The organism is Streptomyces sp. RLA123 (genome assembly GCF_056270165.1).
The window spans coordinates 5,294,326-5,317,009 of record NZ_JBWDOR010000003.1 but is presented as its reverse complement, the minus strand read 5'-3'; the positions used below and the strand labels follow the sequence as shown (position 1 = coordinate 5,317,009).

At 71.7% G+C, this 22,684-nt stretch carries 17 protein-coding genes; 2 read left to right on the top strand and 15 right to left on the bottom strand.

What is annotated here, in order from left to right; translation table 11 throughout:
• Nucleotides 1–17: 17 nt before the first annotated feature.
• Nucleotides 18–599 carry a nicotinate-nucleotide adenylyltransferase gene (gene nadD, locus RV983_RS24210; protein WP_389242697.1) on the bottom strand — a complete coding sequence of 194 codons (582 nt, stop codon included), beginning with the start codon at nt 597–599 and terminating at the stop codon, nt 18–20.
• 35 nt (nt 600–634) lie between these two features.
• Entirely contained in the window at nt 635–793 is a 159-nt protein-coding gene (locus RV983_RS24205; RefSeq protein ID WP_475987829.1) for a hypothetical protein, read from the bottom strand.
• A gap of 143 nt (nt 794–936) precedes the next feature.
• On the opposite strand from RV983_RS24205, the gene RV983_RS24200 reads away from it, so the two are divergent.
• Nucleotides 937–2,064: a M48 family metallopeptidase gene (locus RV983_RS24200; protein WP_475987828.1), complete on the top strand. Its 1,128-nt coding sequence runs from the start codon at nt 937–939 to the stop codon at nt 2,062–2,064.
• Here the strand turns inward: RV983_RS24200 and RV983_RS24195 are convergent.
• The 7 genes from RV983_RS24195 to RV983_RS24165 all read right to left on the bottom strand — a co-directional run bounded on the left by RV983_RS24195 (nt 1,982) and on the right by RV983_RS24165 (nt 12,515).
• Nucleotides 1,982–3,127, bottom strand: coding sequence for an SCO2583 family membrane protein (locus tag RV983_RS24195; RefSeq protein WP_475987827.1), 1,146 nt, complete (start codon nt 3,125–3,127; stop codon nt 1,982–1,984). The two genes, RV983_RS24200 and RV983_RS24195, sit on opposite strands and share 83 nt — an antisense overlap.
• Nucleotides 3,128–3,192: 65 nt before the next feature.
• Nucleotides 3,193–3,681 (bottom strand): SCO2584 family spore wall biosynthesis protein, encoded by a 489-nt coding sequence (locus tag RV983_RS24190; protein WP_475987826.1) that lies wholly within the window; start codon nt 3,679–3,681, stop codon nt 3,193–3,195.
• Nucleotides 3,682–3,768: 87 nt separating this feature from the next.
• Nucleotides 3,769–5,094, bottom strand: coding sequence for a glutamate-5-semialdehyde dehydrogenase (locus tag RV983_RS24185; protein WP_475987825.1), 1,326 nt, complete (start codon nt 5,092–5,094; stop codon nt 3,769–3,771).
• 67 nt (nt 5,095–5,161) lie between these two features.
• Nucleotides 5,162–5,647, bottom strand: a complete 486-nt coding sequence (locus tag RV983_RS24180) for a hypothetical protein (protein WP_475987824.1) — start codon at nt 5,645–5,647, stop codon at nt 5,162–5,164.
• A 147-nt stretch (nt 5,648–5,794) separates the two neighbouring features.
• Complete coding sequence (gene proB, locus RV983_RS24175) at nt 5,795–6,919, bottom strand: glutamate 5-kinase (protein WP_475987823.1); 1,125 nt, start codon at nt 6,917–6,919, stop codon at nt 5,795–5,797.
• 163 nt (nt 6,920–7,082) lie between these two features.
• Nucleotides 7,083–8,066, bottom strand: coding sequence for a UDP-glucose 4-epimerase GalE (gene galE / locus RV983_RS24170; protein ID WP_475987822.1), 984 nt, complete (start codon nt 8,064–8,066; stop codon nt 7,083–7,085).
• A gap of 42 nt (nt 8,067–8,108) precedes the next feature.
• The gene (locus tag RV983_RS24165) at nt 8,109–12,515 is read right to left on the bottom strand and encodes a bifunctional glycosyltransferase/CDP-glycerol:glycerophosphate glycerophosphotransferase (protein ID WP_475987821.1); all 4,407 of its coding nucleotides are present in this window, start codon (nt 12,513–12,515) and stop codon (nt 8,109–8,111) included.
• A gap of 479 nt (nt 12,516–12,994) precedes the next feature.
• Between RV983_RS24165 and RV983_RS24160 the strand changes: the two genes are divergently transcribed.
• Nucleotides 12,995–14,032, top strand: coding sequence for a CDP-alcohol phosphatidyltransferase family protein (locus RV983_RS24160; protein ID WP_475987820.1), 1,038 nt, complete (start codon nt 12,995–12,997; stop codon nt 14,030–14,032).
• A gap of 101 nt (nt 14,033–14,133) precedes the next feature.
• Here the strand turns inward: RV983_RS24160 and obgE are convergent, their stop codons facing one another.
• The 6 genes from obgE to RV983_RS24130 all read right to left on the bottom strand — a co-directional run bounded on the left by obgE (nt 14,134) and on the right by RV983_RS24130 (nt 22,431).
• Entirely contained in the window at nt 14,134–15,573 is a 1,440-nt protein-coding gene (obgE, locus tag RV983_RS24155; protein WP_475987819.1) for a GTPase ObgE, read from the bottom strand.
• A 124-nt stretch (nt 15,574–15,697) separates the two neighbouring features.
• On the bottom strand, nt 15,698–15,952 hold the full coding sequence (rpmA, locus tag RV983_RS24150; protein WP_319664657.1) for a 50S ribosomal protein L27: 255 nt from the start codon (nt 15,950–15,952) through the stop codon (nt 15,698–15,700).
• A gap of 14 nt (nt 15,953–15,966) precedes the next feature.
• A complete protein-coding gene (rplU, locus tag RV983_RS24145) occupies nt 15,967–16,287 on the bottom strand; it encodes a 50S ribosomal protein L21 (protein ID WP_360906893.1) in 321 nt (106 codons plus the stop codon).
• Nucleotides 16,288–16,520: 233 nt separating this feature from the next.
• A complete protein-coding gene (locus tag RV983_RS24140) occupies nt 16,521–20,732 on the bottom strand; it encodes an Rne/Rng family ribonuclease (RefSeq protein ID WP_475987818.1) in 4,212 nt (1,403 codons plus the stop codon).
• Nucleotides 20,733–20,949: 217 nt separating this feature from the next.
• Nucleotides 20,950–21,723, bottom strand: coding sequence for a TIGR03936 family radical SAM-associated protein (locus RV983_RS24135; RefSeq protein ID WP_475987817.1), 774 nt, complete (start codon nt 21,721–21,723; stop codon nt 20,950–20,952).
• A 192-nt stretch (nt 21,724–21,915) separates the two neighbouring features.
• Nucleotides 21,916–22,431 (bottom strand): GNAT family N-acetyltransferase, encoded by a 516-nt coding sequence (locus RV983_RS24130; RefSeq protein ID WP_475987816.1) that lies wholly within the window; start codon nt 22,429–22,431, stop codon nt 21,916–21,918.
• Nucleotides 22,432–22,684: the final 253 nt, after the last annotated feature.

Here is a 22,684-nt window from a genome sequence, read left to right as displayed (position 1 = left end):
GCTGAGCCGCTGATCGATTACCGGTAGAGCCTGCGTTTGTCGATGTAGCGCACAACACCGTCGGGCACCAAGTACCAGACGGGCTCCCCCTTGGCGACCCGGTGCCGGCAGTCGGTGGAGGAGATCGCGAGGGCGGGCACCTCCACCAGGGAGACGCCGCCCGCCGGGAAGCCCGGGTCGGACAGGACGTGCCCGGGCCTGGTGACGCCGATGAAGTGCGCCAGGGAGAAGAGCTCCTCGGCCTCGCGCCAGGAGAAGATCTGCGCCAGCGCGTCGGCCCCCGTGATGAAGAACAGCTCCGCCTCGGGATGGTCGGACCGCAGGTCGCGAAGTGTGTCGATGGTGTAGGTGCGGCCGGCGCGCTCGATGTCGCTGCGGCTGACCGAGAACTGCGGATTCGACGCGGTGGCGATCACCGTCATGATGTAGCGGTCCTCGGCAGCCGACACCTTCTGGTCGCTCTTCTGCCAGGGCTGGCCGGTCGGCACGAAGACGACCTCGTCCAGCTGAAAAAGGTGTGCCACCTCGCTGGCCGCAACGAGGTGACCGTGGTGGATGGGATCAAACGTCCCACCCATCACACCGATTCGCTTCTTCATGCGGACAGACCCTACCCGCATCCGTGTCCGAGGCCTCAGCGGTCGCGGTTGAAACGGGTGGTGACGAAGAGCAGGAGCAGCAGCGCGAACAGGGCGCCCCCACCGGTGAGGTACGGGCTCAGGCTCTCGTGGTTGCCACCGCCCTCACCCTCGGCGAGCGTGGTCAGGACGGCGGCGGTCGCGTAAGAGGTCATTCGCGGTTTCCCTTGGTGACGGTGCGTGCTCTTGGCGGACTTGAGGACTTGGGGGACATGGTACGGGCGGTGGGTACGGAACTTCGCGGTGGCTCCGCGCGTCCTCCCTGTGTATGGACGGCCGAGCAGGGGAGCGCGGAGACATGTCCGGTCCGAATGATCCGAACGGCGTGCGGGGCGGCACAGGGGACGACGGCGACCGTCTGCCGGGACGGAACCGGCGCCGGTTCCCGGGCATCTCCTCCCGGGCGTACGAGCACCCGGCCGATCGCTCGGCCCTGGTGGCGCTGCGCAAGCTCAGCGGCTTCGACACCGTCTTCAAAGCGCTCAGCGGGCTGCTCCCGGAGCGCTCGCTGCGGCTGCTGTTCCTGTCGGACTCGGTGCGGGTCGGCGAGGAGCAGTTCAGCCACCTGAACGACATGCTGAAGGACGCCTGCTCCATCCTGGACCTGGAGAACGTCCCGGCCATGTACGTCACGCAGGACCCGCAGCCGAACGCGATGTGCATCGGACTCGACGCGCCGATCATCGTCGTCACCACCGGCCTGGTGGAGCTGCTGGACGAGGAGGAGATGCGGGCCGTCGTGGGCCACGAGGCGGGCCACGCGCTGTCCGGTCACTCCGTGTACCGCACGATCCTGCTCTTCCTCACGAGCCTGGCCCTGCGGATCGCCTGGATCCCGCTCGGCAACATCGCGATCATGGCGATCATCACGGCTCTGCGCGAGTGGTTCCGCAAGTCGGAGCTGTCCGCCGACCGGGCCGGCCTGCTGGTCGGCCAGGACCTTCAGGCGTCGATGCGCGGTCTGATGAAGATCGCCGGCGGCAACCACCTGCACGAGATGAACGTGGACGCGTTCTTGAAGCAGGCCGAGGAGTACGAGGAGTCCGGCGACCTGCGCGACTCCGTGCTGAAGATCCTGAACGTGCTGCCGCGCAGCCACCCCTTCACCACGGTGCGTGCCGCGGAGCTGAAGAAGTGGGCCGCGTCCCGCGACTACCAGCGCCTCATGGACGGCCACTACCCGCGGCGCAGCGAGGACAAGGACACCTCGGTGTACGACTCCTTCAAGGAGTCGGCGAACCATTACGCCGACACGGTGAAGACCAGCAAGGACCCACTGATGAAGCTGCTGACCGACATCGGTTCCGGCGCCGGCGACCTCGGCGGCAAACTGCGGGACCGGTTCACCGGCTCGGCGGCGCAAGGCTCCCAGGGGTCCCAGAACTCTCCGAAGGACGCGCCGCCGGACTCCCCTGCCGCGGAGTGACACCGGGTCCGGCGAGCGACCCGGGGGCCAGCACGCCGCACACCGAGGTGATCTGGTGGCGGTGGTCGTACGGGTCGACGCCGGACTGCGCCTGGGCCTTCTCCCCTGCCAGCAACGGCTCGAAGTCCGCGGCCGGCTCCGACCCGCAGGACAGCGGCCCGGCCTCGATGTCGGCCTGGAGCAGTTCCACGTGCTCGTCCCGCAGGTCCTGGCGGTCGAAACGGATGCGCAGCGCGCGCCGCACGGTGAACAGCGAGGGCTCGCCGTTCCCGGGGCCGGCGGCTCGCACGGCATAGACCATGGTGTGGTCCGTGAGGACCTCCAGGGCGTCGTCGGCGGCCTCCATGACGGCCATCGTCCCTTCGACCCGCACATGCCCGTCCGCGAGGGCGATGCGGGCGGGGTCCAGGCGCACCAGCCAGCCCGTGGCGGCGTGCCGCCCGTCGTCGGCCGGGGCCGTCAGGCTGCGGTCGAACTGCACCCGCTGCCCGGGGTCGAGCATGAGCCGGACCGTGTTCACATCACCGCCGGTCAGGGTGGCGGGGTCGAGGGCCGATGCGCGGAGGTACTCCTGGGCCAGGGTCAGCGCCTGCGTGACCTGGCTCTCGCCGAAGTGCGGGGTGCTGAAGGCGCCCGGCAGGGTGAGCCCGTCGCGGCCAATCCGGTAGCCGGCCGCAACGTTCCCCGCGAAGGGGCGCGCGCGGTCCACGGCGGGCACCGCGCCGGTCGGGGCGAGCGGGACCAGGGTGATCCGCAGCGGCTGGGCCACGGGCTCGGGCGCCTGCTCGTAGGGATTGCGGATGCCGAGATAGACGGCGGTGCCGAAGGCGACGGCGATCAGGGCCACCAGGACGAGCGCCTGGCGCGTGGCACCGCCACGGGCCCAGAAGCGCCGGGTACGGACCGCACGGGTCGAGCCGTCCAGGCGCTCGCGGGCCGAGTACTCCTGAATCCGGGCAGCCCGCACGAACGATTCGTCGAACACGACGGATCGGTACTCGTCGTCGCCGCTTCCCGGGGAGCCCTCGGGAAGTCCCTCAGGTGGGTCACCAGGCCCGGTCATACAACAAGCGTAGGTCTGTCCGGGCTCTTTAAAACGTCCTGGTACGAGACAACTTCTCTCGGCCCTCAGGGCGTTGGGCTGACCACTACGGGGGGCATCGAGGGCGCGCCGATACGGCCCGTCGGGGCGGGCGGGACGGCCGGCTGGCGGCTGCCTCCCCCGGCTCCCCGGTAGACCGCGGCGAAGGTCAGTGCGACCACTCCGATGCCCATGACGACGGCCAGCAGCCAGGCCACCATGCGGTGCCAGCGGCCGTGTCCGCGGTAGGGGCGGCGCTGGGCGTAGAGCTCGTCGTACTCGTCGTCCTCCGCGGTGCGGTCCGCGCCACCGTCGAAGGGGACGGAGGCGTCCTCGACGCCGACGTGGCGGGCGCGGGAGGCCTCGGCCTCGGCCTGCGCGGTGGCGGCGGCGAGCATGCGCTCGTGGGCGCTGGGCTCGTGGAAGGCTGCCGCACGTATGAAGGCCTCGTCGAACACCACGGACGCGAATTCGTCATCCGCGCCACCGTGGTCCTCGCCGTCCGGGAACGGCTTGCCCCCCAGGTCGTCCGGCACCCGTCCAGAATAGGGCCGATGACGCGGATTGGGCAGGCCGCCGGGGAAAGTACGCCCCGAAGTGGTCCTGTCCTCCCGGCCGGGCCCTCAGCCGCGGGTCTGGCCGTCGCCGGTGATGACGTATTTGGTCGAGGTCAGCTCCGGCAGGCCCATGGGGCCCCGGGCGTGCAGCTTCTGCGTGGAGATGCCGATCTCCGCGCCGAAGCCGAACTGCCCCCCGTCGGTGAAGCGCGTGGAGGCGTTCACGGCGACCGCGGCGGAATCCACCAACTGGGTGAATCTGCGGGCGGCGGGCTGCGAAGCGGTGACGATCGCCTCGGTGTGTCCTGAGGACCACAGCCGGATGTGCGCCACCGCGGCGTCCAGGGAGTCCACGACGGCCGCGGCGATGTCGAGGCTCAGGTACTCGGTCTCCCAGTCCTCCACCGTGGCCGGGACGACGGTCGCCTTCGTGCCGGACTTCTCCGCGATGTCGCGGACGCGCTCGTCGGCGTGCACGGTGACCCCGGCCGCGGCCAGCGCGTCCAGGGCGCGCGGCAGGAACTCGACCGCGATGTCCTGGTGCACCAGGAGGGTCTCGGCGGCGTTGCAGACGCTGGGGCGCTGCGCCTTGGAGTTCACCAGAATGCGCACCGCCATGTCGAGGTCGGCCTGCGCGTCCACGTACACGTGGCAGTTGCCCGTCCCGGTCTCGATGACCGGGACGGTGGACTCCTCGACCACGGAGCGGATCAGCGAGGCGCCGCCGCGCGGGATGAGCACGTCGACCATGCCGCGGGCGCGCATCAGCTCGCGCACCGACTCCCGGCTCTCGCCCGGCACCAACTGGATCGCGTCGGCCGGCAGCCCGGCGCCGCCGATCGCGTCGCGCAACACGGTGACCAGGGCGGTGTTGGAGTGGTACGCCGAGGAGGAGCCGCGCAGCAGCACCGCGTTGCCCGATTTCAGGCACAGGGCGGCGGCGTCCACGGTGACGTTGGGACGGGCCTCGTAGATGATGCCGACCACCCCCAGCGGCACCCGGACCTGCCGCAGGTCGAGCCCGTTCGCCAGCGTCGAACCGCGGACGACCTCGCCCACCGGGTCGGGCAGCCCGGCCACGTCCCGTACGTCGGAGGAGATGGCGCGGACCCGCTCGGGGGTGAGGGTGAGCCGGTCGACGATGCCCTCGGCGGTGCCGGCGGCACGGGCGCGCTCGATGTCGAGCGTGTTGGCCTCGATGATCTCCTTGGTGCGCACCAGGAGGGCGTCGGCGATCGCCAGCAGCGCGTCGTCCTTGGCCGCGCGCGGCAGCGGCGCGATATCGGCGGCGGCGGACCGGGCGCGGTAGGCGGCCTGCAGGACCGGCGACGCCGGCCACGGCGAGGGCAGGGAGGCGGCGAGGTCGTCGTTGCTGTGACTGCGGCTGCTCATAGCCGTCAGCGTACGGCGTGGACACCCCCCTGGGGGGTGTCTTTCCAGCCGGCGAGACCCGGACGGTTCAGTACGGGTGCACCCCGATGGGGGCGGCGGGCGGCGGCCCGTACCCCTCGGCGATGCGCTGGTGGTAGGTGTCGCGGTCGATGACCTCCAGGCCGACCGTCTCCCATGGCGGGAGCTTCGCGGAGGCACGGTGCTCGCCCCACAGCCGCAGAGCGATGGCGGCGGCGTCGTGCAGGTCGCGGGCCTCCTCCCAGTACCGGATCTCGGCGTGGTCGGCCGCGTACCGGCTGGTGAGCAGGAAGGGGTGGTCGTGCGCCAGCTGCTCCAGAGCGCGCCGCACCTCCGCCAGCGGGGCCTCGGGGCCGCAGACGCTGAGCGTGACGTGCCAGAGCCGCGACACGGGGCGCTCCTGTGGCTTCGACGGTGACGGGGCCTGCTGCGAGGGGGCGCGGGTCCGCGGTGCGCTCTCGTCGGCCGCCACGCTCACCAGCGTGTGCTCCGCCGTCCCGCGGGACGACGATGCCCCTGGGCGCCCTCGTCTCACCGGCGGCCTCCCTGTCGTCACCTGTCGCCCCTGTGGGTCTCGGTAGCTCTCAGCGGTCCCCGTCGCATTCCTTCCCCGCAATCAAAGTTGAGCAGTCGGCGGGCGGCCGCGGGACCGTTTTCACGAAGTAACCACGAAGGGGGCGGCCTACGGGTTCAGGAGTACGAGGTCGTCCCGGTGCACGACCTCCCGCTCGTACGCGGGACCGAGTTCGCGGGCCAGTTCCCGGGTGGAGCGGCCGAGCAGCCGGGGCAGTTCCCTGGCGTCGAAGTTCACCAGTCCGCGCGCCACGGCGTGTCCCGAGGCGTCGCGCAGCTCCACCGGGTCTCCGGCCGAGAAGTCGCCCTCGATGCCCGCGATACCGGCCGGCAGCAGCGAGGTACGGCGCTTGACGACGGCCTGGACGGCGCCGTCGTCGAGGATGAGCGCACCGAGCGGGGTGGAGGCGTGGGCCAGCCACAGCAGGCGGTCCGCGGACCGCTTGCCGGTGGGGTGGAAGAGGGTGCCGGTCGGCCGCCCGGCGAGCGCGTCCGCGGCCTGCGAGGCGGACGTCAGGACCACGGGCGTCCCGGCCCCTGCGGCGATCCGCGCGGCCTCGACCTTGGTCACCATGCCTCCGGTGCCGACGCCGGCCTTGCCCGCGCTGCCGATGGACACGCCGTCCAGGTCCTGCGGGCCGCGCACCTCGGCGATGCGGGAGGTGCCGGGGATGCTCGGGTCGCCGTCGTACAGCCCGTCGACGTCGGAGAGCAGTACCAGCAGGTCGGCCCGTACGAGGTGGGCGACCAGGGCTGCCAGGCGGTCGTTGTCGCCGAAGCGGATCTCGTCCGTGGCCACCGTGTCGTTCTCGTTGACGACCGGGACGGCGCCCATGGCGAGCAGCTTGTCCAGGGTCCGGTACGCGTTGCGGTAGTGGGCCCGGCGGCTCATGTCGTCGGAGGTGAGCAGCACCTGCCCGACGCGGACGCCGTAGCGGGCGAAGGAGGCGGTGTACCGGGCGACCAGCAGGCCCTGGCCCACGCTGGCGGCGGCCTGCTGCCGGGCGAGGTCCCGCGGGCGCCGGTCCAGGCCCAGGGGCGCCAGCCCGGCGGCGATCGCGCCGGAGGAGACCAGCACGATCTCCCGCTCTGTGCCGTGTGCCTTGGCGACCACGTCCACCAGTGCGTCGACGCGGTCCGCGTCCAGGCCGCCGGCCGCCGTCGTCAGCGACGACGAACCGATCTTGACCACGACCCTGCGGGCGTCCACCACGTCCTGCCTCGCGCCTGCCACGTGCGTCCTTTCCTCTCCCGGCTTCGCAATCTACGGCAGAGCCGCGACCGGGCGCCCCTGCCTTTCACCCACCGGACCGGACCCGACCTGCCGCGGGCACGGACGAGGCCCCCGGCGCAGCACTGTCGCTGCGCCGGGGGCCGCGTGCGTCCACGCCGGGAGATCAGCCCTGGGCCGGCTCCGGGTGGCGCAGGCACCAACCCGCCCAGGCGGAGGCCACCATGTCGCGCACCTCGTGGCGGGCCGTCCAGCCCAGTTCCCGCTCGATCCGCGTCGCGGCGGCCACGACCCGCGCGGGGTCGCCCGGCCGGCGCTCGATGGTCTGCGGGGCCACGTCGGTCCGCCCGGTGACGGAGGCGATGATGCCGACCATCTCCGCGACCGAGACGCCCTCGCCGCGGCCGATGTTCAGCACCAGGGCGGCGGAGCTGTCCTCGGCGAGCCGGCGGGCGGCCGCCACGTGGGCGGAGGCGATGTCCTCGACGTGGATGAAGTCACGGACGCACGTGCCGTCGGCGGTCTCGTAGTCGTCACCGAAGATCAGCGGGGGCTTGTCCTCGGAAAGCCGCTCGAAGACCATGGGCACGAGGTTGAAGATCCCGGCGTCGCCGAGTTCCGGCGTGGCGGCACCCGCCACGTTGAAGTAGCGAAGGCAGGCGGTGGCGATGCCGTTCGCGGCACCCGCCGCGCGCACCATCCACTCGCCGACGAGCTTGGTCTCGCCGTACGGGCTCATCGGGGCGCAGGGGGTCTCCTCGGTCACGAGGTCGACGTCGGGCATCCCGTAGACGGCCGCCGACGAGGAGAACAGGAAGCTGCGGACGCCGGCGCGTACCGCGGCCTCCAGGACCGTCTGCAGTCCCTGGACGTTCTCCCGGTAGTAGTACAGCGGGCGTTCGACCGACTCGCCGACCTGCTTCTTCCCGGCGATGTGCACGATGCCGTCGACGGAGTGCTCGCGCAGTACCCGGTCCAGCAGTTCCGCGTCGAGCACGGAGCCCTTCTCCAGGTGCACGCCGTCCGGCAGCCGCTGCGGGTCTCCGGTGCTCAGGTCGTCGAGCACCACGACCCGCTCGCCTTCGTCGACCATCGCCTTCACCACGTGCGAGCCGATGTATCCGGCACCGCCGGTGATCAACCAGGTCATCTCTTCCCTCATCCTCTCCACTGGCCCGTCAGGTCCCGTCCGTCAGGAACGGCTCGCCCTCGCGCCGAGCCGGTCGATCGCCTCGTAGACGCGGGCGCAGTTGTCCTCGTCCCGGTGGACGAAGAAGGACTCCACTCGTTCCCGGTAGGGGCTGCTCACCTCGAACCGCCGGTCGATGGCGGCGACGATCTCGTCGACCGCGTCGTCCACCGTCCGGCACACGGGGCCGAACCCGTTGTCGGTGAGGCTGTAGTACCCGCGACGGTAGTGCTGGGTGTAGAACTCGTCCTCGTCGTAGGGGACGTAGACCACGGGCTTGCCCATGTAGGCGACGTCGAAGAAGACCGACGAATAGTCCGTGACGAGGAGCGAGCAGTCCTTCATCGCCTCCTGCACACCGCGCCGGTTCTGGTCGGCCACCTCGATGTTCGGGTGGTCCACCCGGAAGTGCTTCAGGTACGGCCGGATCTCGTAGTGCGGGTAGAACTCCAGGCGCACGCCCGAGCGCTCCAGCGCCTCCCGGAGCCGCTCGTCCGCCAGCAGGCGCGAGTAGAACCGGAAGTACTCGGAGGCGGCGAACTGCACCTTCGGCCGCCGGCTGCGGTTGTACGACGGCACCACGATGTCCCGCCGCCAGGTCGGCATCAGCAGCACGGTGGGGCGCTCCGCCTCGGTGGGCTGCAGCTTGTCGAACCGCGGGAAGCCCAGGGCGACGGCCTCGTCCTTGCTGTAACCCATCTCCTGGGAGATGTACGCGGCCTCGTCCTCGGACACCGTCACGAACAGGTCCACATTGGTGAACTGACGGTGCGCCGACTGCGACACGTCGTTGTAGGTCACACCGTGCTGGAGGAAGACGCGGCGGTAGTGCAGCAGGTCGCCGAAACGCCGCAGGAACTCCGGCTTGGAGATGTTCGGCGGCGCGAGGTACGCCTCCAGGTCGTACGGGGAGATCAGCCGGGTGGCGTTGAGCAAGTACAGGCGGTGCTTCAGCGATCCGCGGTCCACGACGTTGCCGAACGGCGCGACCTTGGCGCGGTCGGCGGCCTTGGCGTCGATCACGTAGTAGACGTGCCGGCGTTGGTGGTTCTCCCGCATCCACCGGAAGAAGTGGTAGCCGTTGTCCTGAGCGGTGTCATGGCGCTCACCGACCACCCAGATGTCGCGGCGCCCGAGCACCGGCCGGCTGAGCCAGTACAGCAGCCGGAGCAGCCACCCGGGCTGACGGGTGACGATGTCCGCCGTCTCCGACCAGAAGCGGCGCACCGAGTGGCCGGCCCCCCGCAGCGACCGGGTACGGGAGACCTTGAGGCTCGGCGCGTTGTCCTTGCCGATGCCGACCTCGTACCGGAAGCGCCCGATCCGCTCGACACCCTTGGTGCGGTGCGCCACCGGGCGCGCGGTCAGCGGGATGTCGACGCAGGCGTCGCCGTCGTGCGCCCGCAGAGTGAGCGTGTACGGCGCGCCCCCCAGCCCCGCCAGGTCCTCGGCGGTGAGAATCGCGCGCCAGCCGCCGTGCAGGTCCTGTCGCTTGCGGGCGTGCCAGCGGTCGCGCCGGTAGACCTGGCGCACCGGCACGGACACGCTGTGCGCGGGCGACCCGAGCACCAGCGTCAGCTCGTTCTCGAGGAGTTCGGTGAGGTCCACACCGCTCAGTTGCAGCAGACCCTCGACCTGGAGCGCGCCGTCCACCGGCCGGACCGACTCCAGCAGCGCGGCCCTCCGCTCGACCTGGAGGATCGTCGTGGGCTCGATGTCGCCGCGCAGTCCGCGGTGCACGATCTCGCCGGTGATGGACAGCCGCGGTACGTACTCGGGCTGGTCGCCGGGCGCGCAGAAGACCGGCATGCTGCCGGACTTGACCGCGTGGTGCAGCAACCGGGACCGGTCCGTCAGCGCGTATTCGAGGATCACGTCGTCGGGGATGTCCTTGTACAGCGCGCGGACGTCCGCGTAGATCTCCGCCAGGCCGGCCCGGTGGAGCATCTTGGGCAGCGTGGTCATGGACTCCTCGAAGGCGCCCGCCACGAAGCGCTGCAGCAGGGCGCGGCTTCCGGGGTCGGCCGGCAGCGGATCGGAGAGCAGGGAGGAGCAGAACGCCAGCATGCTCCGGGCCTCGGCGAGCCGGTCGCGGACGACCGGGCCCGCCGCGGTGCCGGACACCGCCTCCGCCGAACCGTACACATGGGCGTCGAGGAGCGCGATCCGCTCCGCCCGCAACAGCGCGGCAAGGCCGAAGCGGACGCGGTCCAGCCTGCCCTCGGGGCCGAGGTCGGTGGTCAGGCCGCGCAGCCGGTCCACCCGGAACAGCTTGTTGCCCAGCTCGGTCGCGAACACGAGGCCGGGAGCGGCCACGGCACCTTGGAACACTTCCTGACCGGCGCCGAGGTACTGCCGCCAGGCCACCTCCGGAGCGGTGTCCTCGGCCCGGGGGCCGCGGTCCATGTCGCCGAGCACCAGGTCCGCGGAGTGCCGTGCGGCAGCCGCGGTGAGCCGGCCCAGCACGCCTTCGGCAAGGACGCCGGAGCCGTCCAGGAAGAGGGCGTAGGGGGCGGTGACGGCCCCCACCACCGCGTCGAACAGGCTCGAGGAGGCGTCGTCGACGACTCGGACGTTGCCGTGGGAGGTCACGAACTCGCCGACCACCGCCGACGTGGCGCCGGTCCCGGCGCCGGCGAGAAGCACCTGGGCGCGGGGGAACTCCTCCTGCAGGATTACGGAGCTCAGGCACGCGCGGAGCGCCTCGGCGTCGCCCCCCGGGGAGACGACGACGGCGACGGACGGCGACGCGGGGGCCGGGGCGCCCTGGGGCAGGGCCCGGTCCCGCCACCAGCCCCAGTCCGCCACGTGCTCGCGCAGCAGCGCGGCGCCCTCGGCGCCGTCCAGGCCGGTGGACCGGCGCAGCGTCAGGTTCCCGCTGCCGCTCTCGTACGCCTCCACGCCCTCCTGGCGCAGCACCTGGTTGAGAGCGGTCAGATCGCGGCCGCGCACACAGAGCGCGGTGGTGTGCTTGCGGTCCTTCCAGACCACCTGCATCACCACGTTCACCACGCCCTCCGCGGGGAACTCGGTGAGCAGCGCGTCCAGTTCGAGGGCCGCCGTGTACTGGATGGTGCCGGAGGCCACCCGGACGCCGGAGATCCGGCCGACCGTCTTCTTCCCCAGTTCCTTGGACCGGCTGCTGAGGACCAGTTCCAGCTTGTCCTCAGGGGCGATGCGCCCGAACTGGTTGACGATCTCGCCGGCGAAGCTGAGCGTGCGGCCCTCCAGGTCCAAGGTGACGACCTGGTGGAACATGCGGGAGCTCTCGAACTTCTCGTTCTGGAGTCCCAGCTCGGTCACGTCGAGGAAGGCACGGGCGTCCGGCAGGGACAGGCCGCTGCCCGACCAGTAGACGTGCCCGTCCTCCTCGTGGAGGTCGGTGGAGATGACACCGCGGCGCTGCTCGAAGTCGGCCACGGTGAGTGCCTGCGGGATCAGTCCCTGGCGCAGGTAGAAGGCCCGGACCCGGTCCAACGGAGCGCACAGTCCGTAGGCCTCGGGCTCCACCTCGGAAAGATAGCCCGAGACCAGTCGTGCGAACTCGGAAAGATACTCGGCGTCACCCTGGCGCAGTTCCCTCGTGTAAAGGCGGACGTCGTGGGTGATGAATTTGGCGTCCTTGTGCACTTTCAGTTCACGGGCGTCGTTCTCCCGCAGGTAGGAATCCGCGAGGCGGTGCACGCGGATCCGGTCGCTGATGCTCCGGATTTCATTGCGCCGGTTCGTGATGGACGCGGTCTCGCCCTGCCGCTGCTCCCAGATCCAGTGATAAACCGGTTCCGTGAGCACCGATATCCCGCGCGCCCGGTGGTAGGACTTGACCGAGAAATACGTGTCCTCGTAGAAAACGCCCTCCGGGAAGAGGACGTCGTTCTCGACGAGGAATTCACGGCGATAGAGCTTGGCCGCGGCAATGGGGTCCTTCAACAGGTCCGGCCATTCCGCGACACTGGCCACATGGCGTTCAGCCGCGTACAGAGCGGGCTGCCAGGTCGTGGTGGTGCCCCGCCCGGTGTTCACCCGCTCGGCCCGCCCGGCGGTGATGTCGGCGCCGCTCCGTGCCGCACCCGCGGCCAGCACCTCGCAGGCGTTGGCGGGGAGTTCGTCGTCGGCGTCGAGGAACATGACGTACGTGCCGCGGGCGGCGCGGATGCCGTCGTTGCGCGGGGCGCCCACACCGCCGCTGTTGTTCTCCCGCCGGATCAGCCGCAATCCGGGAACCCGTTCCGCATAATCCTCGACGACATCACAGGTCGGGTCTCCCGAAGCGTCGTCGACAACAACTGCCTCGAAATCGCGGAACGTCTGGACCGCCAGTGAATCCAGTGCCCTTCCCACTGTCTCCGCCGCGTTGTAGGCAGGCACGATCACCGTGATCAAAGGATCAGCGTCGACACGCGGGGACATCAAGCCTCCATCATCAGGAACTTCGCTCCGGGACGCGGCTGGCCCCTGCATTGGAAGCTCGTGACATCCCAACTTTTGGAGACGAGTTCACGCCTGGCACATGAACAGTGGGTGACGGGAGGGCCGGCAGGCCACTGAGCCACATAGAATAGCCTGCCACCCTTCGGGGACATTCCACTTTATGCGCACTCCAGGGCAAAACGGACTGTGACCTGCATCACGTCCGTCGGCCCCCGCATGCGGGCTGACATCGGGAGATCCGGGCGGCGCTCGCAGCGTTAGTGCATTGCACCCGGATCCGGAGAGATCCACATTGGCCGCAGGCTGTATGGTTTTTCAGGCGGATGCCTTGGATCCGCCGGAACCGAGGGCCCGGCCCTCCGCCGGCGGCAGGCACGACGCAGCCGCATCGGCCGTCACCCGGTCAGGGCACCACAGAATTCCTGGATGCCCAATTCGCCTCGAAAGGGTCCGCTTTCATGGAAATACCGCCCCTCGCGGAAGTACGTCGCCTCACCGAGAAAAAGCGGGACGCCTGGTGGACCGTGTTCCTGGTCGACCCGGTGGCGACACCCTTGGTGCGCTGGACGGCCATGCGGACCCGCATCACCCCGAACCAGATCACCTGGGCGGCGCTGGTGCTCGGCCTCGGGGCGGCCGCGTGCTTCGCCATGGGCGACTGGAAGTGGCTCGTCGTGGGCGCGGTCGTGTACCACTTCAGCTTCGTCCTGGACTGCATGGACGGGAAGCTGGCGCGGCTCACGGGCAAGGGCTCGGAGTTCGGCGGCTGGCTCGACTACATCTTCGACCGCATCCGCGTGCTGGCCTGCGCCGTCGCCCTCATGGGCGGCCAGTTCCACCGCACCGGTGACGTCATCTACATGTGGCTGGCCGTCGCGGTGGTGTTCCTCGACGCGCTGCGCTACCTGGACGCCCTGCAGATCTTCAAGGTCCGCCACGGCATGCGCGTGAAGCTCCAACAGCGCCAGGCGGAGCTGCACTCCCAGGGTGGTCTGAAGTTCATGGAGGACCTGCTGCGCGAGGAGGAGGCCGCCGCCGCCGAAACCGCGGAGAACGCCCCCTCCCGCCCGGCCGCCACCACCGGCGTTCCGGCCGGCGTCACGGAGCCGCTGACGCCGAACGACGACGCCACCGCGGCGCCCGAGGCCGCCGCCCCGGTCGTCGACCTCCAGCGGAGCTTCAAGAGCCGTTTCGGCCCCTACGCGGCCTTCCGGGACTTCCTGATCCGGCACCGGGTCCGCCCGCACCTCATCAGCGGCATCGAGTTCCAGATGGCCGTGTTCATCATCGCCCCCCTGACGGGGTTCATCGTGGGCACCACGATCGCCGCGGCCGTCCTGCTGCTGATCTTCGAGCTCGCCATCATCTACAAGCTGCTGCTGTCGACCCGCGACTTCGAACGCCTCATGGCGCGGATGGAGAAGGAAGCCCGGACGCACGCACTGGCACAGGAGCAGAACAGCGACACCGCGCCTCTGCAGGCTTCAGTGAGCTGACACAGGCCGCACCGGGGCCCAGGCCCCGTACACGCTCCAGCAGACGCCGAGGGCCGGTCCCCCACGATGGGGGGACCGGCCCTCGGCGTTGACGGCGTGGCTCAGGAATCGAACGGGTCGAAGCCCTCGAACTCCCGGTCCGGATCGCTGTATTCCGCGTCCCGGTCCTTGCGCCGCTGCGCGGCCGGCCGCGGTTCGTCGAAACGGTGGTCCTCGCCGCGGCGGCCCAGCATCTCGGCGCCGGCGGCCATGGACGGCTCCCAGTCGAAGACGACAGCGTCCTCCCTGGCGCCGATGACGACCTCGTCGCCCTCGCGGGCACCGGCCTTGACGAGCTTCTCCTCGACCCCGAGGCGGGCGAGCCGGTCGGCGAGGTAGCCGACGGCCTCGTCGTTGGAGAAGTCGGTCTGGCGCACCCAGCGCTCGGGCTTCTCGCCGACGACCCGGTAGAAGCCGTCCTCGGCGACGATGGTGAAGCCGTCGTCGTCCACGGCCTTGGGCCGGATGACGATGCGCGTGGCCTCCTCGACGGGCTTGGCGGCCCGCGCCTCCGCGACGACGCCTGCGAGGGCGTACGACAGCTCCCGCAGGCCCTTGTGGGCGACCGCGGAGACCTCGAAGACCTGGTAGCCGCGGGACTCCAGTTCGGGACGGACCATGTCGGCCAGTTCCTGCCCGTCAGGCACGTCCACCTTGTTGAGCACGACGATCCGCGGCCGGTCGCCCAGACCGCCGTACGCCTTCAGCTCCTCCTCGATGGTGTCGAGGTCGGAGACCGGGTCGCGCTCGGACTCCAGGGTGGCGGTGTCCAGGACGTGGACGAGGACGCTGCAGCGCTCGACGTGCCGCAGGAACTCCAGGCCCAGCCCGCGGCCCTGGCTCGCACCCGGGATCAGCCCGGGGACGTCCGCGATGGTGTACACGGTGGACCCGGCGGTGACCACGCCCAGGTTGGGCACGAGCGTGGTGAACGGGTAGTCGGCGATCTTCGGCTTGGCGGCCGACAGAACGGAGATGAGCGAGGACTTGCCCGCGCTCGGGTAGCCGACCAGCGCCACGTCGGCGACGGTCTTGAGCTCCAGGACGATGTCCTCGTCCTTGCCCGGCTCGCCCAGCAGCGCGAAGCCGGGCGCCTTGCGGCGAGCGGAGGACAGCGCCGCGTTGCCGAGGCCGCCGCGGCCGCCCTGGCCGGCGATGTAGGTGGTGCCGTGGCCGACGAGATCGGCGAGCACATTGCCCTGCTTGTCCAGGACGACGGTGCCGTTCGGCACCGGCAGGACCAGGTCCGTGCCGTCCTTGCCGGAGCGGTTGCCGCCCTCGCCGGGCTTGCCGTTGGTCGCCTTGCGGTGGGGGCTGTGGTGGTAGTCGATGAGCGTCGTGACCGCTTGGTCGACGACCAGCATCACGTCGCCGCCCCGTCCGCCGTTGCCGCCGTCGGGACCGCCCAGCGGTTTGAATTTCTCCCGGTGCACGGAGGCGCAGCCATGGCCCCCGTTACCCGCGGCGACGTGCAGCTCGACGCGGTCCACGAAGGTTGTCATGCCGTCTTCCTCCTAAAACATGCTGTTACGTGCTGATGCCGTTGGTGCAACGCGCCGAGGGCGGACCTGCTTCCCGACCGGGAAGCAGCGTCCGCCCTCGGTGACGTCGTACGTCTGCGATCGTTCAGGCGACCGGGACGACGTTCACGACCTTGCGACCACGGCTGGTGCCGAACTCGACCGCACCGGCGGCGAGGGCGAACAGCGTGTCGTCCTTGCCACGGCCGACGCCCGCGCCGGGGTGGAAGTGGGTACCGCGCTGGCGGATGATGATCTCACCGGCGTTCACGACCTGGCCGCCGAAGCGCTTGACGCCGAGCCGCTGGGCATTGGAGTCGCGACCGTTCCGAGTGGACGATGCGCCCTTCTTGTGTGCCATCTCTCTTCAGTCCCTTACTTCGCAGCGGCGGGGATGCCGGTGATCTTCAGCGCCGTGTACTGCTGGCGGTGACCCTGACGACGGCGGTAGCCGGTCTTGTTCTTGTACCGCAGGATGTCGATCTTGACGCCCTTGTGGTGGTCCACGATCTCGGCCTGGACCTTGATCCCGGCCAGCACCCACGGGTCGCTGGTGACGGCTTCGCCGTCGACCACGAGCAGGGTCGAGAGCTCGACCGCGTCGCCCACCTTGCCCGTGGAAATCTTGTCAACCTCAACGATGTCGCCGACGGCCACCTTGTGCTGGCGGCCACCGCTGCGCACGATTGCGTACACGCGGAACTCACTCTCTCGCTCGGATCGTCACTCCTGACGCCAGCCGTCCCTGCGGAGCGTGGGGGGCCTCTCCCGGCCGGAGCCGGAAGGGAGGTGCTCAGGAATGGGCGCTAAAACGCCGAAGGTCAAGGTTACGGGGCGTCCCCGATGGGGTCAAACCGGGATGCGCATGCCGGGGGACGCGCCACGGGCCGCCCCCCGGTGGGGGACGGCCCGCGTGCGGTGACCCTGGGTCAGGACGCCTCGGTGGGCGCCTCGGCCGTGGCCTTGGCGGCGGACTTCTTCGTCGCCGTCTTCTTGGCCGCGGTCTTCTTCGCGACCGTCTTCTTGGCGGCGGCCTTCTTGGCCGGGGCCTTCTTGGCCGCGGTCTTGCGCGGGGCCCGCTTCTTGGGCTCCGCCTCGGCCTCCGCATCCTGCGCCGGTTCCGCGGTCGTGTCCGCCGGCTGCGTGTCGGCGGCCGGGATGACCAGGACGGCGGCCTCGGCGTCGGCGCTGGGCGGGCCCGAGGGGGCGGACACCTTGCGCGTGGCACGACGGCGCGGCGCGGGCGGCGCGACCTCGGCGGTCTCCGCGACGGGCTCCGGCCCGGCGGCCGGAGCCTGCTCGGCGACCGGCTCCGCCGCGGCCGGGACGACCACCGTCTCGGCCTCGCCGGCCGCGGCGCTGGGAGCGCTGACCTTGCGGGTCGCCCGGCGCCGGGTACGGGCCGGGGGCGCCGCCTCCGCGACGGGTTCCTGGCCCGGCTGCGCCGCCATGACGGCCTGGACGGGCTCGGCGACCGCGGCGGCCTCCGCTTCCTGCGGCTCGGTGGCCGGGACCGCGGCCGGGACGACCATGACGACCTCCGCCGTGGCGTCGGGCGAGCTCACCGGGGCGGTGACCCGCCGCGACGCGCGCCGCCGGGAACGCCGACCGGCCGCCGCCTCGGCCTCCGCCGGGCTGCTGAACCACTCCTCGTCCGCACCGACCGCGGGCACCAGCTCGGCCTCGGCGACCGCGGCCGGCTCCAACTCGGGGAAGTCCTCGGTCTCGTCGGCCTCGGTTTCGGCGACGCCGGCCGCCGCCTCGGCCGCCGGCTCCTCGCCACCGCGGCGGCGCTTGCGCTTGCCGCCACCCCCGACCGTCGTGGCCTGGTCCATGTGGACGATGACGCCACGCCCGTTGCAGTGCACGCAGGTCTCGGAGAACGACTCCAGCAGGCCCTGCCCGACCCGCTTGCGGGTCATCTGCACCAGGCCCAGCGAAGTGACCTCCGCCACCTGGTGCTTGGTGCGGTCCCGGCCCAGGCACTCCAGCAGGCGGCGCATGACCAGGTCGCGGTTGGACTCCAGCACCATGTCGATGAAGTCGATCACGATGATGCCGCCCAGGTCGCGCAGCCGCAGCTGACGCACGATCTCCTCGGCCGCCTCCAGGTTGTTCCTGGTGACCGTCTCCTCGAGATTGCCGCCCTGGCCGGTGAACTTGCCGGTGTTGACGTCGATGACGACCATGGCCTCGGTCCGGTCGATCACCAGCGAACCGCCGCTCGGCAGCCAGACCTTGCGGTCCAGCGCCTTCAGCAGCTGCTCGTCGATCCGGTACGTGGCGAAGACGTCGACCTCGGAGTTCCAGCGGCCCAGCCGGTCGCCGAGGTCCGGCGCGACGTTCGTGACGTAGTCGTCGATGGTCTCCCACGCGGTGTCGCCGCTGACGATGACCTTGGTGAAGTCCTCGTTGAAGATGTCGCGGACGACCCGGACGGTCATGTCCGGCTCGCCGTACAGCAGCGACGGCGCGTTGCCGGTCTTGGCCCGCTTCTGGATGTCCTCCCACTGCGACTGCAGCCGCTCGACGTCACGGCGCAGCTCGTCCTCGCTCGCGCCTTCGGCGGCGGTGCGCACGATGACGCCCGCGTCCTCGGGGACGATCTTCTTGAGGATCTGCTTCAGCCGGGCGCGCTCGGTGTCGGGCAGCTTGCGGCTGATGCCGGTCATCGAGCCCTCGGGCACGTAGACCAGGTAGCGGCCGGGCAGCGAGACCTGACTCGTCAGGCGGGCGCCCTTGTGGCCGATCGGGTCCTTGGTGACCTGCACCAGGACCGGCTGGCCCGACTTCAGGGCCGCCTCGATGCGGCGCGGGCCGCCTGACATACCCAGCGCCTCGAAGTTGACCTCACCGGCGTAGAGCACCGCGTTGCGGCCCTTGCCGATGTCGACGAACGCGGCCTCCATGGACGGCAGGACGTTCTGGACCTTGCCCAGGTAGACGTTGCCGACGTAGGAGGTGGCCTGCTCCTTGTTGACGTAGTGCTCGACGAGGACGCCGTCCTCCAGGACGCCGATCTGCGTCCGGTCGCCGTTCTCGCGCACGACCATGACACGCTCGACCGCCTCGCGGCGGGCCAGGAACTCGGCCTCGGTGATGATCGGCACCCGGCGGCGGCCCTGCTCGCGGCCCTCCCGGCGGCGCTGCTTCTTGGCCTCCAGACGCGTGGAGCCCTTGATGGACTGCACCTCGTCGACCGGCTCGGCCGCCTTGCGGGGCTCACGGATCTTGACGACCGTGCGCTCGGGGGCGTCCTCGCCCAGCGTCTCCTCGCCCGGGCCGTCACCGCCACGACGGCGACGACGACGGCGGCGACGGCTGCTCGTGCTGTCGCCCGCGTGGTCCTCGTCGTCCTCGGCGTCCTCGTCGCCCTCGTCCTCCTCGCCGGCGGCGGCCTCGTCGCCATCGGCGGCCTCGCCGCGACGGCGGCGGCGGCCACCCCGGCGGCGGCGGCGGGACGGACGGTCGCCGTCGTGGTCGTCGTCCGCCTCGTGGTCGTCGGTCTCCGCGTCGGCGTCGTCGTGGGCGTCGTGCTCGTGCTCGTCGGCGTCGTGCTCCTCGGCGATGCGGCCGCCGTGCGTGTCGTCGGCCTCGGTCACGACCGCCTCGGCGGGCTCACCCCGGCGACGACGGCGGCGACGACGGCCGACGCTCTCGGCGGCCGGGTACTCGTCGGCCTCGGGTCCGTCGGCGGCGTCAACCTCGTGTCCGGCGGCGGCGTCGTCCTCGTGCTCGACGGGCCGCTCGGCCTGCGGCCGCTCCAGCGGCGCCACACCGGGGGCCTGGAACACCGGCGCCTGGAACACGGCCACCGGCGGGCGGGCCGCGCGACGGCGGCCGCGCGACCGTGCGGGCTCCTCCTCGGCAGCCTCGACAGCGGGGGCCTCGACAGCGGCGGCCTCGGTCACGGGCTCCTCGGCCACGGGCTCCTCGGCCGCGCGCCGCCCGCTGCCGGACACCTCGCGCTGGACCTCGCCCTGGACCTTGACGACCACGCTGCCGACGGGCACGCCGAAGGCCTCCGCCACGGCCTCGACGGCCTTGGCACGCGCCTCCTCGACGGTGTCGCCGTAGCCGCGGATCTCGTACGCGTCCTCGACCTCGACGGCCCAGCCGGACCCGTCCTGGATGGCCTTGGCCGTGTAGGTGTGCCGCTGCGGCACGGCGGCGGGCGCCTCGGGGGCCTCCGCTTGCACGGCCGCCGCCCGCTCCTCACGGGGCGCGAGCGCGCCCGGCTTGAGGCGGCGCGAGCCGTCGTCGGCCGCGAGGAACGAAGCGGCCGGTGCTGCACGCTTGCGGCTGCGGCGCGCCTTGGGCTGCTCCGCCTCCTGGGTCCTCTCCGTCTTCGCGGCCCTGCCGCGCGGGCGCGCGGCAGGCTCCTGCAGTGCCTTCGCGGGAGCGTCCGCGGCGGCCGCGACCTCGGCGGGAGCCATTGCCTCGGCGGCGGCGGCCGGCTCGGGGCTGGCCACCTTCCGCGTCGCACGACGCCGCGCACGGGGCGGTGCGGCGGACGGCTCGGCCTGCTCCGCCGCGGGCGTCTCGGCCGCGGTCTCCGCGTGCAGCGGCAGATCCGCCTGAAGTTCCTCGGCCTGCGTGCCGGCGGCGGCGGCCGGCTCGGGGCTGGCCACCTTCCGCGTCGCACGACGCCGCGCACGGGGCGGTGCGGCGGACGGCTCGGCCTGCTCCGCCGCGGGCGCGGTCGGCGCGGACCCGGTGTCCTGGGGGGTCTCGGCGCTCTCGGCGCTCTGCGCCGAGGCGGCCGTCTTGCGCGTGGCACGACGGCGTGCCGGGGCCGGGGCGGCCTCCGTCGCGTCTCCCGGCGTCGTATCGCCTGGCGCGGCTTCTTCCGGCCGGCTCTCTGGAGCGACGGCCTTGCGGGTGGCCCGGCGGCGGGTGCGCGCGGGTGCGGCCTCGGCCTCGGCGGGCGCTTCGGCTGGTATGGCCGGAGTCCCGTCGGGCGCGTCGGCCGCCTCGGGGGCGTTCACGGCGCCGGCGGGCGGACCCGCCGGCCGTGAGGCCGCGCGGCGCCGTCGGCGCGGAGCGGCTGTCGCCTCTGTGCCGGTGCCGCCGGTGCCACCGGTGGCAGTTCCAGAGGCGCCGTTCTCGGGCGTCTCGTTCGGCTCGTTGTTCTCGAGCATGCGGGCATTTCTCCCGTCGCGCTCCCGGGCGCCGCGCCCTGATCCGGTTCACGGCGGCCCGCGTCTTCGCGGTGCCGCCGCCCGGGGGCGCGGGCGCCACACGGGAGCTGTCGTATCGCTCGTCGGCACCGCCTGACGGGCCGACGAAAGTCTCGTCTGATGCGTACTGCCGGTTCCGGGTCACCCCGAACGCCTCGGCGGCACAACGACGGCAGTCCTACGCTGAGCCTTCCGGTACCGTCGCAGCATCGCGGTCAGGCGCGAGCGGATCGGTCACCGTGCCGGTCTCCTCGTCGAGCGGCCCCTGCGCCAGCCTGGTCACCGCTGCGGGGACCGGCGGCGCGAGGTCGGCCACCGCACGGAGGCCGGACAGGACGTCGTCGGGTCGCACGGCAGGTGTCAAATGCCGAACAACCAGCCGCAGTATCGCACAAGGTGCTGGCCCAGGCCTATCGGCACCCTGTTCGAAGTCGTCGCCATGGCCCCCGACGACCTGCGGGTCCACCACTTCGAGCCGCGTCACGGCACCGCGCGCGTCGAAACTGCGCACGCCGTTCTTCGTCATCCGCTGGACCTCGACGGTCCCGGCGGCGAGGAACGCGGCCACCGCTCGTTCGGCGTCGGCCTGCTCCACACCGTCCAGCCGCAGCTGCCACACCGACGCCTCCAGCCGCTCGGCGAGACCCGAGGTGCGGGCCTCCACGGCGTCGACGACGTCGAGACCGCCGGGCAGCGACTCGTCCAGCAGCAGGCGCAGCTTCTCCGGCTCGCGGGTCTCGGCGAGCGCGATCTCCAGGTACTCGGCCTCGCTGCCGACGCCGGTGGGAGCGGCGTTCGCGTACGACACCTTGGGATGCGGGGTGAATCCGGCCGAGTACGCCATGGGCACGTCGGCACGCCGCAGCGCCCGCTCGAATGCGCGCTGGAAGTCGCGGTGGCTGGTGAACCGGAGGCGGCCGCGCTTGGTGTAGCGCAGTCGGATGCGCTGCACCGCGGGTGCGGGCGGCGGGCCTTCGGGCTGTCGCTTGCCCAGTGTCGTTCAGTCCCTCGTTGCGTCTGGTCGCCCCGAGTGGGGCTGCTTGTCACCTTCCAGGTTACTGGGGGTTCCGGACTTCCGAATCCGCACCGTGCACCAGGGGCCCCGTACGGGGCCTCGTGCCCCAGGTGTCGCAGGCCCCCGGCGTCACACCCGGAAGCGCATCTTGCCACCGGCGGCGCCGTCGAGGACCCCGCCGTTGGCCTCGATGACCTTCCGCGAGCCCACGTTGCCGGCGTCGCAGGTGACCAGGGCGGGATCGAGGCCGAGTTGGCGGGCCAGCGGCACGGCGTCACGGAGCATCGCGGTCGCGTGTCCCCTGCGCCGGGCCGTGGGCCGGACGTCGTAGCCGACGTGGCCGAGCAGTTCGCCCCAGGGCGGGGTCAGTTGCGGGCGGACGGAGAGCCGGCCGAGAAAGACGTCCCCGTCCACGTACCAGTACGTCACGCACAGGTCGACCGGGTCGCGTGTCGGGCCCCGCACACCGGCCACGTACTCGGCGAAGACCGCCGGATCCCGCCAGCGGCCGCCGTATGCGCGCAGCGCGTTCCCTATCGCCGAGATCTCGCCCCGGGCACCGCGCCCCTCCGCCCGGAACTCCTCCATCGCGGCGATGTAGGACGCGTGGACGGCGGTGGTGGGACGCACGAGTGAGGGCGGCACGGCTCCAGTCTGCGTCACCTCCGGGCCGACGGCGCAGCCGGGCACGTCCCCTCGTCGGGCGCCGGCGTCCGGCGGCAGACGAGGGCCCGGTTCGCCGGTCACGCCGTGGGGCCCCCAGCCGTCGGAACTCTTCCCCGGCCACGAGAAGTTCGGCCACCGGGCGGCCGATCCGGGACGCCCGGGAGGCGGTGCCGGCAGTCCGGGAGCCGGGGCAGGGCGTCTTCGCGGGGCACCCCCGCCTGCCTCGACGGCC